The sequence below is a fragment of the Metabacillus schmidteae genome (assembly GCF_903166545.1).
Taxonomy (GTDB): domain Bacteria; phylum Bacillota; class Bacilli; order Bacillales; family Bacillaceae; genus Metabacillus; species Metabacillus schmidteae.
In genome coordinates this window covers 477282-489292 of sequence record NZ_CAESCH010000001.1, presented here as the reverse complement: position 1 = coordinate 489292, position 12011 = coordinate 477282, and the positions used below count along the sequence as shown (strand labels likewise).

Sequence of the window (12011 nt, the reverse complement as noted above, 5' to 3'; positions counted from 1 at the left end):
AAGCTATAAGGGTCTTGCATCTAATCTTTCTTTCCAACGGGCATATTATTAAGTGAATACATCACTTTTAAAATAACATAAAAAAAAACCTATCCACCAAAGTGAATAAGGGTTTTCTCCATTTATTACTATTAACGTTTTGAGAACTGAGGTGCACGACGAGCGCCTTTAAGACCGTATTTTTTACGTTCTTTCAATAGCGGAGTCGTTTACTATTATATGGAATTTTATAAACCTCTTTAAATCAACGTTTTTCCCTGGTTAAACTTCGTGGGATTTTAACGGATCTTTCGCAAAGGGTATTTCAAGGGGTATTCAAGAAGGTATTTAAAATAAATACGCTGGCAGGCTATATACAGGAAACATTTAAAGCGTACTGGGAGATTATATCGATTCGCGCAACAACTTCTCGCCACACTATCCGTTAACACTTTATCATTTTGGTTTTCCTTATGGCAGCAATTTTAAATTAAGGTTTATATGAGATCGACTGATCTGATACGTGATTGACATTTGGGGTGTTCTCCAGTTGTTTACGTTGAAATTCATTGAAAAATAATTTTACCCATATTAGTTCCCGTTCTTTCTATTTGTTTTGAATATATCGGGTTATCTATGGTAAAACATAAAAAATCCCTAATAATGGACTTTTTTATAAGTGTCCATTATTAGGGATACAGTCAAATAGTTCTAGTCTTTTAAATATTATTAACCCATAACTATCGGTATAACAAGTGATACAATGAAAAAAATTAATCCTATACTACCAACTAGTGTTAAGTTTTTGATCATTTTTTTATCTTTAAAGATTTTCCTGTTAAATAATAAATTTATAATAATGTATACAAAAAGTCCTAAGATTAATAGTCCAGCTATGATAGATGTAACAAAAAAGGCAGTCTCTAATATGGAATTACCCATATATTGGTGAAAATTATCTTGTAAAGCTGTAATTATTGTTTCTTGATTATATGAAGTTTCTGACTCTTTGTTGTTTTGAATAAGAAGAGCTACATATCCACTTATGTAAGCAGTAGCAAAAGATGCTCCCGTATCCAGTGTTAGTTTATCATCTAAAAAAGTACTGGCAATATCTTCTCCAGGTCCATAAACATCAATTTTTGAATCTTCGAAACCATTCTCCGATAACTTTCCTTCTTCATCTAACATTCCAACTGAAATTACTTCTTCATAAGCAGCTGGAAAGGCAACTTTTCTTTCCTTATTTGGATCATCCTGATTTCCAGATGATGCAACCATAATAATATTATTGTTGTAAGCTTCTTTAATAACTTTATGTAAATCCGGATTATCCTCATAAAATTCTAAACTAATATTAATAATATCTACCTTTTGTTCGATTGCCCATTGGATCCCTTTAATTAAGTCACTAGACTTGGCATATCCCAGATCATTTGATACTTTTCCAACGTAAAGATCAGAATTAGGTGCAATGCCTAATAATCCAAAGTTATTTTCTTTTGCTCCAATAATACCTGATATTTTTGTACCATGACCATTTACATCTGCTGCACTTGGATCGTCCAGATTTTCTTCATCGACAAAGTTCTGTGATGCAATGACTTTTAGGTCTTTATGTTCTAAGTCAATTCCTGTATCTAACACAGCAATTTTAACATTTTCACCTTTTAGTCCATCTTCATGTAGAGATGAAACGTTAAATAGACCATAACCTTGTTGGTGAACTTCTTCCTTTTGTCCCAATAAGTTTTCGGTACTTTCACTTAATTCTTCTGTATGGTCCATATGTTCTGAGTGATCAGTATGTTCTAAATGATTTTGATGCTGGCCGCTTTCCGATTGACAACCCGCTAGTATAAAAATAAGAAATATACCAAGGAAAACGGTAAAATTTTTTAATTTCATAATCGACTCCTTTTTCGTAAATTAATTAGTAAAGCACCCCAAAAACTACCAATTCCAATTAAAAATTAATAACTTATAGGGGCTCTATAAAATTAATGAGTATGCCAGTATTTGCTGTGGAAAATTAATGGGGAACAATTCCTTATATTTGTCTTACAATATCTTAACGAATATACACCCATTTTACTTCCGGATTGATCAAGAACACAGAAGAACCACCAGAAGTATGCCCATTGACAGTCTGAGTTAATAAAGTTTTTATAACCCCATCCATTATCATCCAAGCAATAAGGCCAACCCCCACCTGAGATTCTTCCATCTGTATCTTCGCTACTATGATCAACATAAATTAAACTTTTAGGTATTTTCCAATCAATCGATTCTTTGATAGAAACTGCTAATGGATGATCTTTTTTTCCTAATTTATCAAATTCTTTATGTAACTTTTCATACTCTTTTACAGTATTTTTAATTGTCTTTTTAATATAAGACATATCTTTTTGAGAAATTCCAAAATCTTTAGCTTTTGCATTCAAGATTTCATCATAACTGTACAACTTTTCCCCATTATCCTCTGCTTGTTCTATTGCATTTTCTATGAATTTCACCTTTTGTTTCTGCTTCTCAACCATATCATTAACAAACAAAGAGTTAATGTTTTCATCTTCAGCTATCGCTTCTGATGGATCCCCCTCAATGGAATTTTCATCATACATTTCCAATAAGTCTTTTGCCATCATTTCATAATGCGCTTCTTCTGTAGTAGCAAAAGCTTTTATACTACCAGTGAAGAAAGTAACCGCTAATACCAATGCGACAACTGAATAGTATCTTCGGCTTATAATCATTTTCCTCTTCCCTTCCCATTTAATTAGTATTTTTAATACAGTTAAAATGGTACCAAATGGAAATAATTGTGATAATAAGGAAAAATAATTATAAATTATAGTTCATAAGATATGTTTTTTTGGAATTACATGTAAATTAAGTAACTATTATCCTCTTGTTATACAAGTTGGATCAATATCAAACGAAGTAGTCTTGAGGTAATTTTATGTCTCTTTTAGATTATCAAATTGAATTTAATTATAACAATTAATCCATTTGTAGATTATTCCATTATCAAGACCCAAATCGTAAAAAGTCATAAAAAATAAGGAGTGATACATATTATCATGAATAATATGTATCACCCTTTTACTACTTGTTCAGCAAACTCGCCCTTATATACAGTATAGCAAGAAGTAGTATTTAACGTTTTCAAAGTTAAGTATTACTTCTTTTTTGTTTCTTTAAAAACAACTTATATACAGTAGGAAATTATAGTATTCATAGTTTTTATAGAAAGACTTTTATAAATACATCACTATGTATTCTGGAGGTGATGTTAATGAAAGTTCAAGAGGTTTTAATTGATGATAAAAAGCGATATATACTCATTGATGAATACAACAAACCAGTGGTTCCTGTTGTCAAATATCTTAAATATATCGATAACATTGGAAAAGTTGAAAACATATTGAAATCATACTGTCATCAATTGAAATTTTACTTTCAGTTTTTAAAGGAAAAAGGAAGAGAATACAAAGAAGTTGATCTCGATCTATTGGCGGAATTTATATCTTGGTTAAGAAATCCATATCAATCTAGTAAAGTTGTCCACTTTAAACAAACCAAGGCTAAAAGATCAGAGCGAACAGTAAATACAATGTTAACTTGCGTTCAAGGCTTCTATGATTATTTGATGCGTATTGAGGAATATGAAAAAGACCTTTCCGAAAAAATAAAAAAGCACATGGTTGGAAATTACCGATCATTCAAACCGTTTTTACATCATATTTCAAGGGGAACTGTACGCACTGCATTGGTCGGACGTGGACTTTCATCATAAGAAAATCAGTTTGAAAAAGACATTGATCCACACAAACGGCGAAAAACAGCTTCAGACATCAAAAACAAAAGCCTCTCGTCGTGTTGTTAGCGTGGATGATAAAACTCTAGCAATTTTAAAAAAATGGCGTAGCAAGCAAATACAGCGCTATCTGACGTTACAACTTGCCGATCGTTTTCGATCTGATGATAAGCAGCCCGTCTTTACGGTCTATAATCAGTTAAAACAGGAAATGGATTATTGCCGACTGGCTTACTTTAATGAAAAGTTGGAGCGGATTTATCAACAGAACCCGAATTTGCCACAAATAAATGTTCACGCATTTAGGCATACACATGCCAGTTTGTTGTTTGCAGCCGGTGCTTCCATTAAAGATGTACAAACCCAGCTCGGTCATACGGATATTAAAACCACTATGGATATTTATACTCATGTGACCGATGAAGCGAAGGAAAAAACAGCGGAGAAGTTCCAGAAGTACATGAGATTTTAGCTCGGGGTATTCAAAGGGTATTCACTTCCATCTTCGGCCATGAAAAAACCCTCCTTGCTCCATATGGGCAAAGAGGGTAAACATTGATATACCAAGTATATTAACGTTTTGAGAACTGAGGTGCACGACGAGCGCCTTTAAGACCGTATTTTTTACGTTCTTTCATACGAGCGTCACGTGTTAATAGACCAGCACGCTTAAGTGATGCACGGTATTCTGGATCTGCTTCTAATAAAGCACGAGAGATACCATGACGGATAGCGCCTGCTTGACCTGCATATCCACCACCTGAAACATTTACAAGTACATCATAGCTACCTGCAGTTTCAGTTAAGTTTAATGGTTGTTTAATATCTTCGATAAGTGCTGCTGATGGGATATATTCTTTAATATCACGACTATTTACAACAATACGACCTTCGCCTGGAACTAAACGTACACGTGCTACTGAGCTTTTACGACGGCCTGTACCGTAATATTGAACCTGTGCCAAATTAATAACCTCCTCTTATAATTATCCGCGAAGTTCGTAAACTTCTGGTTGTTGTGCTTGGTGTGGATGTTCGCTACCAGCATATACATGTAATTTTTTAGCCATTTGACGACCTAAAGAACCTTTTGGAAGCATACCTTTGATTGCTAATTCAAGCATTTTCTCAGGGTAGTTCGTGCGCATTTCTAATGCAGTTCTTGATTTTAATCCGCCAGGGAATTGGCTATGACGGTAATAAATTTTATCAGTTAATTTTTTACCAGTTAATTCAATTTTCTCAGCGTTGATTAGAATTACATGATCTCCAGTGTCAACGTGTGGTGTGTAAGTTGGTTTGTGCTTACCACGTAGAATAGATGCAACTTCACTTGCAAGGCGACCTAAAGTTTTGCCTTCAGCATCTACTACGTACCATTTACGTTCGATATTTGCAGCGTTTGCCATAAACGTTGTACGCATATGTGTTTTCCTCCTAATGATTAAAATAAAGATGGTTCCTATTCTATTTCATAACACGATAAGTTTCCGGGGCTTATTCGTGGGGTTGAAATACATACCATTAGATATGATATACCCTATGGGACCTAATGTCAAGAGAATGTTACACCTGGTTTAGTTGTCATAATAAACTTTCCATAAATATAATCCATGTCCAGGTGCTGTTTTACCGCTTAAGCTTCTATCTTTACCTTCAAGTATTGCAGGTATTTGATCAGGTGTTTTTTTTCCTTGCCCTATTTCTAATAATGTTCCCATTAAAATTCGAACCATATTATACAGGAAACCATTACCTGTAAAACAAAAAATAAGATCTGTTTCCTCTTCTATTATGTCTATTGAATAAATGGTTCTAACTTTATCTACCACCTCGGTTTTTGCTACACAAAAACTAGTAAAATCATGTGTACCACAAAGGTGATGACAGGCTTTTCTCATCATTTCCACATCTAATTTGTACGGAAAATGATAAGAATAGTCTCTTTTAAACACATCGGGCATTTTTTGCGTTGATAGTTTATAACGGTATTCTTTCTTTCTTACATCATATCGTGAATGAAAGTGATCTGCTACATACTCAGCCTCTAAAATAACGATATCATTTGGTAATAGGCTATTTAGGGCATATGGCCACTTTTCAGGAGGAATCATTAGGTTGGTGTCAAAGTGAATAACCTGACCTACAGCATGTACATACGCATCCGTTCTGCCAGATGCATGTATTTTGATTGGTTGGCCCTTATGAAGCTTTGTAAGAACCGCTTCAATTTCACTTTGCACTGTTCTTTTATTCGGTTGTACCTGATAGCCGCTAAAACGTGTACCATCGTAAGATACAATACATTTAACCCTCATTTTCCTACTCCTACGTACGCAAATATAGTAATGCAAGCCCTAGTATGGCTAGTAATACAAGATATGCTGTGTCTGTGAGACTCCAGTGTAATTGTCGAAGCTTTGTTCTACCTTCCCCACCTCTATATCCTCGCGCCTCCATCGCTGTAGCGAGCTCTTCTGCACGTTTAAACGCACTAATAAAAAGTGGGACAAGCAATGGTACGATTGCCTTAAATCTGTCCTTTATAGGACCTCCTGTAAAGTCTACGCCCCTAGCCATTTGTGCCTTTAGGATTTTATCTGTCTCTTCCATTAAAGTTGGAATAAATCTTAATGAAATGGACATCATTAAAGCAAGCTCATGTACTGGTAATCTAACTTTTTTTAGAGGACCTAATAAACTCTCCATCCCATCCGTAATTTCAATAGGTGTAGTAGTTAACGTTAGAATCGTCGTAATTAAAATAAGAAAGAGAAAACGAAGAGATATATAAATTCCTTGGAACAATCCCTCTTCATAAATTTTCAAAAATCCCAGATCCAGTAAAACACTTCCTTCCTTTGTGACAAAAAGATGAAGAAAGAAAGTAAAGAGAATAATCCACAAAACAGGTTTAAGCCCTTTAATTAAAAATCGAACCGGTAACTTTGTCATAAATACGATAGCTAATGTGTAAATACCTAATAATAAATACGTAAAAAGATTATTAGCTAAAAAGACGATAAAAACAAAAGCAAAAATCATCAATAATTTTGCCCGTGGATCCATTCGATGAACAGGAGAGTCACCTGGTACATACTTCCCAATTATCATACTATTCATCATAGATGGCCCACCTCTTTCATAAGAGCTCTTATTTGTTCAACAGCCTCATCGAGAGTAAGGGGGATTTCATCAAAAGCTAACCCTTTATTCTTTAACTTTTGTTGGAATTTCACTGTCTCAGGTAAATCCAGGCCAAAAGATGCAAGTTTATCTCCTTGGCTAAAGATCTCTCTAGGGGTACCCTTCATAGCAATTGTACCTTTATGCATCACAATCATTTCATCAGCATATTTAGCAGCATCCTCCATACTATGTGTAACAAGTATGATAGTGAGGTTTCTCTCTTCTTTGAGACGGTAAAATAAATCCATCATCTCTTTGCGGCCTTTTGGATCTAATCCTGCTGTCGGCTCATCCAATACAAGCACTTCAGGACCCATTGCTAATACTCCAGCAATAGCTACTCTTCTCATTTGGCCACCACTTAAGTCAAAAGGTGATTTCTGAAGTATTGATTCTGGTAAACCAACAAGTTGTAAAGACTCTCTGGCTCTTTCAAATGCATTCTTCTCATTGACCCCAAAGTTCATTGGTCCAAACGCAATATCCTTCTCAACTGTTTCTTCAAATAGCTGATGTTCCGGAAATTGAAAGACAATTCCTACTAGTCTTCTCACTTCTTTTAAATTCCTTTGTTTTTTACCTGCCTCAATAACGTGGTCTCCAAGTTGAATAGATCCTTCTGTTGGCTTTAACAAACCATTTAAATGTTGAAGTATTGTTGACTTACCAGAACCAGTGTGCCCAATAATTGATACATAAGAACCCTGTTTTATTGATAAGTTCACATCATAAAGGGCTAATTTTTCAAATGGTGTACGAGCTTGATATCGATGCTCTACATTTTTGAATGTAATGTCCATAGCTCATCCACCAGCCCTTCCTCAGTTAAGTGATGCTTATTTATAGGAATACCTGCTTCTCTTAGTCGTTTGCTTAATTGTAGTGGAAATGGTAAATCTAAGCCGATCTTTACCAACTGATCATCTAATTTAAAAATCTCCTTAGGAGTACCTTCTGCAAACTTTTTACCACCATTCATGACAATAATTCGATCAGCCTTTGAAGCTTCTTCTAGATCATGGGTGATAGAAATCACGGTTAATTCACTTTGTTCATTAAGTTCACGCACTGTTTGAATAACTTCTTCTCTTCCGATTGGATCTAACATTGAAGTAGCTTCATCCAAGATGATAATATCAGGTTGAACTGCAATAACACTAGCAATTGCTACACGTTGCTTTTGCCCCCCTGAAAGGTGATGTGGCTCATGGTCAAGAAATTGATCCATTCTTACCTTCTTCGTAGCCCAGTCAATTCTTTTCACCATTTCTTCTCTTTTTATCCCATTATTCTCAAGACCGAATGCTACATCATCTTTTACAGTTGATCCAACGAATTGGTTATCCGGATTCTGAAATACCATTCCCACGTGTTTACGGACATCCCAAACCGTGTCTTTCGTTAATTCAATTCCGCAAACCGTAATTTTCCCTTCGTCAGGAATGTACAGTCCATTTAAGATTCTAGCTAATGTGGATTTTCCAGACCCATTATGTCCAACGATTGCAAGCCATTCTCCCTTGTTTACTCGTATAGAAACATCATCTAATGCAGGAGGGGTTGACTGATCATAATGAAATGTAATGTTTTCCACACTGATGATTTTCTCGCTCATTTCTCGTCTCTCCTAATCTTTCTTGCTAATAACAAAAGCGCAAGCGCCTTGATCAGCCTGGGGCAAATAAGACACAAATGAATAGAAGACGCTCTTTGTCTTCAATTCATTTGTAACTGGACCCTAGAGGGCTAGGCGCTGGCAGTTATAATACGCGACGTCTTGTCGTACTGACTGCACTTGAACGTCCTGTGCTTCGGAACTTAATGTCGTGCGATTATGCACAGTTTATGAAGTTTATAATTTTCTAAACAAGAACTAAAGCGCCTTGGTCTGCCTTTTACTTATAAGCATTTCAATCTATATAATCATATAAAAAAAGGGCATTGATCCAGTTATGAAACTGTCACGCCCTTGTGATACATATATTAAACTAATTCAATGATGACCATTGGAGCACCGTCTCCGCGACGAGGTCCAAGTTTCATAATACGAGTGTAACCACCTTGGCGGTCTTCGTAACGTGGAGCGATATCACTGAAAAGTTTTTCTAAAGCATATTTAGGTTTATCCTTAGTTTTACCTTCTTCAGTTGTAACAGATACAACCTCAGCAACTTCGTTACGTACATATGATGCAGCTAAACGACGTGCATGAAGATCTCCGCGCTTACCTAGTGTAATCATCTTTTCAACAGTTGAACGTAATTCCTTCGCACGAGCTTCAGTAGTTTCGATACGCTCACTGATGATTAGATCAGTAGTTAGGTCACGAAGCATTGCTTTACGACCTGCACTAGTACGGCCTAATTTTCTGTATGACATGAGATGTCCCCTCCTTCATTAAATAATGAATGTTATTTCATGGATTTATAGGCTGAAAGCTATTCTTTAATGATAGCATACGAAAACGCTAGTTTTGTTACAAACTAGTCATCAGTCGTCTTTTCGAAGACCTAAACCTAGTTCTTCTAATTTCGCCTTAACTTCTTCTAAAGATTTACGACCTAGATTACGAACCTTCATCATATCTTCTTCTGTTTTATGAGCAAGCTCTTGTACGGTATTAATACCAGCACGTTTTAGACAGTTGTAAGAACGGACAGAAAGGTCTAACTCTTCAATCGTCATCTCTAGAACTTTTTCTTTCTGATCCTCTTCTTTTTCCACCATAATTTCTGCATTTTGAGCTTCATCCGTAAGCCCTACAAAAATATTTAAGTGTTCAGTAAGGATCTTTGAACCAAGAGCAATCGCCTCTTTTGGTCCGGTACTACCATCTGTCCAAACATCAAGTGTTAGCTTATCATAGTTAGCTACTTGACCTACACGAGTTTTTTCCACTTGGTAAGAAACACGAGCAACTGGAGTGAAAATCGAATCGATTGGAATTACACCAATTGGTTGATCTTCTCTTTTGTTTGAATCAGCTGGAGTGTAACCACGTCCACGCTTAGCTGTAAGCCTCATTCTGAAGCTCGCATCTGAAGCAAGAGTAGCAATATGAAGATCTGGATTCAGAATTTCTACATCACTATCATGAGTAATATCTGATGCAGTTACACTACCTTCGCCTTGAACATCAATTTCTAGCGTCTTTTCTTCATCTGAATAGATTTTAAGAGCAAGCTTTTTAATGTTTAAGATAATCGAAGTAACATCTTCAACAACACCTTCGATCGTTGAAAACTCATGAAGTACGCCATCTATTTGGATCGATGTTACAGCGGCACCAGGGAGTGAGGATAAAAGAATACGACGTAAGGAGTTACCCAAAGTTGTACCATATCCACGCTCAAGTGGCTCGACGACGAATTTACCATATTTGGCATCATCGCTGATTTCAACCGTTTCGATTTTTGGTTTTTCAATTTCTATCATCTATAAACCCTCCTTCAAAACGTCGAAACCCCGGCTAGACAAAACAGACCATAATGCGTCTAACCGAAATTCCCCATTCAAAAGTTCCCGAATGTGCACAACAACAAAGTGAATTCTGCTAGAACTTATATACTGTATCATAACCCATTATAGACAGGGATACAAAATCTATACAGAAAATTTACACACGACGACGTTTTGGTGGACGGCATCCATTATGTGGAACAGGAGTTACGTCTCTAATTGCAGTTACTTCAAGACCTGCAGCTTGAAGTGAACGGATTGCAGCTTCACGTCCTGCACCTGGTCCTTTAACAGTAACTTCAAGAGTTTTCATCCCATGCTCCTGTGATGCTTTTGCAGCAGTTTCTGCAGCCATTTGTGCAGCGAAAGGAGTAGATTTACGTGAACCTCTAAAACCTAACGCACCAGCACTTGACCATGAAATTGCATTACCATGAGTGTCAGTAATTGTCACGATCGTGTTATTGAAAGTTGAACGAATATGAGCAACTCCACTCTCAATATTCTTTTTCACACGACGTTTACGAGTATTCGTTTTACGTGCCATTATTGGTTAACCTCCTTTTACCTTATTTTTTCTTGTTTGCTACAGTACGACGTGGTCCTTTACGTGTACGAGCATTGTTTTTCGTGTTTTGACCGCGAACTGGTAAGCCACGACGGTGACGGATACCACGGAATGAACCGATCTCGATTAGACGTTTAATGTTAAGAGATACTTCACGACGAAGGTCACCTTCAACTTTTAACTTATCGATTACATCACGGATTTTTCCTAACTCTTCTTCCGTTAAATCACGTACACGAGTATCTTCAGAAACACCAGCTTCAGCTAGAACTTTCTGAGCAGTAGAGCGTCCGATTCCGAAAATATATGTTAATGAAATCACAACACGTTTGTCGCGAGGAATATCAACACCTGCAATACGAGCCATTATGCTTGCACCTCCTTATATATTAACCTTGTTTTTGCTTATGTTTAGGATTCTCACAAATAACCATGACTTTACCTTTTCTGCGAATGACTTTACATTTTTCACATATTGGTTTAACAGATGGTCTGACTTTCATGATTTTAATACCTCCTTAGTAGTACGGAGTGCTAAATTATTTAAAACGGTACGTAATTCTGCCACGAGTTAAATCATATGGAGATAATTCTACCGTAACTTTGTCTCCTGGTAAAATACGAATGAAATGCATGCGAATCTTTCCGGATACATGCGCTAATACCGTATGACCGTTCTCTAGTTCTACCTTAAACATTGCATTTGGTAATGTTTCAACAACAGTTCCTTCAACTTCAATTACATCATCTTTTGCCATTGAACTGTTCTCCCTTCTTCAAATCAGTAACTTGCTCATCGACAAACTTCCATTTGTCACACGACATGTTTCCATTATACTGTCTGAACTTCTGGAGATACGCTAATTAGTAATTCTTGATGATAGACATCTCTTTAATCAGAGAGAGAAACTTACGTTTTTCTCCGTCAACAAAACGAATTCCGTCTCAATCGGCGTATAATCAATAGCTCATCCTGTCGGTGCTAGACAAGCACAT

At 36.2% G+C, this 12011-nt stretch carries 16 protein-coding genes and 1 pseudogene; 2 read left to right on the top strand and 15 right to left on the bottom strand.

Annotated elements, in window-relative coordinates; genetic code table 11:
* Positions 1–131: 131 nt before the first annotated feature.
* The 3 genes and pseudogenes from rpsI (HWV59_RS02380) to HWV59_RS02370 all read right to left on the bottom strand — a co-directional run.
* Positions 132–197, bottom strand: a pseudogene (gene rpsI, locus HWV59_RS02380) (30S ribosomal protein S9); the annotation flags it as partial.
* Between the two features lie 511 nt (positions 198–708).
* Positions 709–1887 carry a S8 family peptidase gene (locus tag HWV59_RS02375; protein WP_102232758.1) on the bottom strand — a complete coding sequence of 393 codons (1179 nt, stop codon included), beginning with the start codon at positions 1885–1887 and terminating at the stop codon, positions 709–711.
* A 92-nt stretch (positions 1888–1979) separates the two neighbouring features.
* Positions 1980–2735 (bottom strand): hypothetical protein, encoded by a 756-nt coding sequence (locus tag HWV59_RS02370; protein ID WP_102232759.1) that lies wholly within the window; start codon positions 2733–2735, stop codon positions 1980–1982.
* Positions 2736–3277: 542 nt separating this feature from the next.
* On the opposite strand from HWV59_RS02370, the gene HWV59_RS02365 reads away from it, so the two are divergent.
* Together HWV59_RS02365 and HWV59_RS02360 are read left to right on the top strand one after the other, a co-directional pair.
* On the top strand, positions 3278–3778 hold the full coding sequence (locus HWV59_RS02365; RefSeq protein ID WP_102232760.1) for a site-specific integrase: 501 nt from the start codon (positions 3278–3280) through the stop codon (positions 3776–3778).
* Between the two features lie 10 nt (positions 3779–3788).
* The gene (locus HWV59_RS02360; RefSeq protein ID WP_328824168.1) at positions 3789–4271 is read left to right on the top strand and encodes a site-specific integrase; all 483 of its coding nucleotides are present in this window, start codon (positions 3789–3791) and stop codon (positions 4269–4271) included.
* 100 nt (positions 4272–4371) lie between these two features.
* Here the strand turns inward: HWV59_RS02360 and rpsI (HWV59_RS02355) are convergent, their stop codons facing one another.
* From rpsI (HWV59_RS02355) to infA, 12 genes are all read right to left on the bottom strand, one after another.
* On the bottom strand, positions 4372–4764 hold the full coding sequence (gene rpsI, locus HWV59_RS02355; protein WP_078433120.1) for a 30S ribosomal protein S9: 393 nt from the start codon (positions 4762–4764) through the stop codon (positions 4372–4374).
* A 21-nt stretch (positions 4765–4785) separates the two neighbouring features.
* Positions 4786–5223, bottom strand: a complete 438-nt coding sequence (gene rplM, locus HWV59_RS02350) for a 50S ribosomal protein L13 (RefSeq protein WP_078433119.1) — start codon at positions 5221–5223, stop codon at positions 4786–4788.
* 153 nt (positions 5224–5376) lie between these two features.
* On the bottom strand, positions 5377–6117 hold the full coding sequence (truA, locus tag HWV59_RS02345; RefSeq protein ID WP_102232761.1) for a tRNA pseudouridine(38-40) synthase TruA: 741 nt from the start codon (positions 6115–6117) through the stop codon (positions 5377–5379).
* Between the two features lie 10 nt (positions 6118–6127).
* Positions 6128–6925: an energy-coupling factor transporter transmembrane component T family protein gene (locus HWV59_RS02340; protein ID WP_102232762.1), complete on the bottom strand. Its 798-nt coding sequence runs from the start codon at positions 6923–6925 to the stop codon at positions 6128–6130.
* Complete coding sequence (locus tag HWV59_RS02335) at positions 6922–7788, bottom strand: energy-coupling factor ABC transporter ATP-binding protein (RefSeq protein ID WP_102232763.1); 867 nt, start codon at positions 7786–7788, stop codon at positions 6922–6924. Before HWV59_RS02335 ends, HWV59_RS02340 begins: the two co-directional genes overlap by 4 nt.
* Positions 7764–8603, bottom strand: a complete 840-nt coding sequence (locus tag HWV59_RS02330; protein ID WP_102232764.1) for an energy-coupling factor ABC transporter ATP-binding protein — start codon at positions 8601–8603, stop codon at positions 7764–7766. The genes HWV59_RS02335 and HWV59_RS02330 overlap by 25 nt, the downstream gene beginning before the upstream one ends.
* 368 nt (positions 8604–8971) lie before the next feature.
* Positions 8972–9367 (bottom strand): 50S ribosomal protein L17, encoded by a 396-nt coding sequence (gene rplQ, locus HWV59_RS02325; RefSeq protein WP_026561245.1) that lies wholly within the window; start codon positions 9365–9367, stop codon positions 8972–8974.
* Positions 9368–9478: 111 nt separating this feature from the next.
* Positions 9479–10423, bottom strand: a complete 945-nt coding sequence (locus HWV59_RS02320; RefSeq protein ID WP_098798304.1) for a DNA-directed RNA polymerase subunit alpha — start codon at positions 10421–10423, stop codon at positions 9479–9481.
* Positions 10424–10604: 181 nt separating this feature from the next.
* Entirely contained in the window at positions 10605–10994 is a 390-nt protein-coding gene (gene rpsK, locus HWV59_RS02315; protein ID WP_102232765.1) for a 30S ribosomal protein S11, read from the bottom strand.
* A gap of 22 nt (positions 10995–11016) precedes the next feature.
* Complete coding sequence (rpsM, locus tag HWV59_RS02310) at positions 11017–11382, bottom strand: 30S ribosomal protein S13 (protein ID WP_026561242.1); 366 nt, start codon at positions 11380–11382, stop codon at positions 11017–11019.
* A gap of 22 nt (positions 11383–11404) precedes the next feature.
* A complete protein-coding gene (gene rpmJ, locus HWV59_RS02305; RefSeq protein WP_003156543.1) occupies positions 11405–11518 on the bottom strand; it encodes a 50S ribosomal protein L36 in 114 nt (37 codons plus the stop codon).
* Between the two features lie 36 nt (positions 11519–11554).
* Positions 11555–11773: a translation initiation factor IF-1 gene (gene infA, locus HWV59_RS02300; RefSeq protein WP_003348578.1), complete on the bottom strand. Its 219-nt coding sequence runs from the start codon at positions 11771–11773 to the stop codon at positions 11555–11557.
* Positions 11774–12011 lie beyond the last annotated feature (238 nt).

Bases quoted from the DNA above. Each gene is read 5' to 3' on its own strand.
- HWV59_RS02340 (WP_102232762.1), bottom strand. From the start codon at position 6,925: ATGATGAATAGTATGATAATTGGGAAGTATGTACCAGGTGACTCTCCT.
- HWV59_RS02370 (WP_102232759.1), bottom strand. From the start codon at position 2,735: ATGATTATAAGCCGAAGATACTATTCAGTTGTCGCATTGGTATTAGCG.
- rplM (WP_078433119.1), bottom strand. From the start codon at position 5,223: ATGCGTACAACGTTTATGGCAAACGCTGCAAATATCGAACGTAAATGG.
- infA (WP_003348578.1), bottom strand. From the start codon at position 11,773: ATGGCAAAAGATGATGTAATTGAAGTTGAAGGAACTGTTGTTGAAACA.
- HWV59_RS02365 (WP_102232760.1), top strand. From the start codon at position 3,278: ATGAAAGTTCAAGAGGTTTTAATTGATGATAAAAAGCGATATATACTC.
- rpsM (WP_026561242.1), bottom strand. From the start codon at position 11,382: ATGGCTCGTATTGCAGGTGTTGATATTCCTCGCGACAAACGTGTTGTG.
- rpmJ (WP_003156543.1), bottom strand. From the start codon at position 11,518: ATGAAAGTCAGACCATCTGTTAAACCAATATGTGAAAAATGTAAAGTC.
- HWV59_RS02330 (WP_102232764.1), bottom strand. From the start codon at position 8,603: ATGAGCGAGAAAATCATCAGTGTGGAAAACATTACATTTCATTATGAT.
- rpsK (WP_102232765.1), bottom strand. From the start codon at position 10,994: ATGGCACGTAAAACGAATACTCGTAAACGTCGTGTGAAAAAGAATATT.
- HWV59_RS02375 (WP_102232758.1), bottom strand. From the start codon at position 1,887: ATGAAATTAAAAAATTTTACCGTTTTCCTTGGTATATTTCTTATTTTT.
- HWV59_RS02335 (WP_102232763.1), bottom strand. From the start codon at position 7,788: ATGGACATTACATTCAAAAATGTAGAGCATCGATATCAAGCTCGTACA.
- rplQ (WP_026561245.1), bottom strand. From the start codon at position 9,367: ATGTCATACAGAAAATTAGGCCGTACTAGTGCAGGTCGTAAAGCAATG.
- truA (WP_102232761.1), bottom strand. From the start codon at position 6,117: ATGAGGGTTAAATGTATTGTATCTTACGATGGTACACGTTTTAGCGGC.
- HWV59_RS02320 (WP_098798304.1), bottom strand. From the start codon at position 10,423: ATGATAGAAATTGAAAAACCAAAAATCGAAACGGTTGAAATCAGCGAT.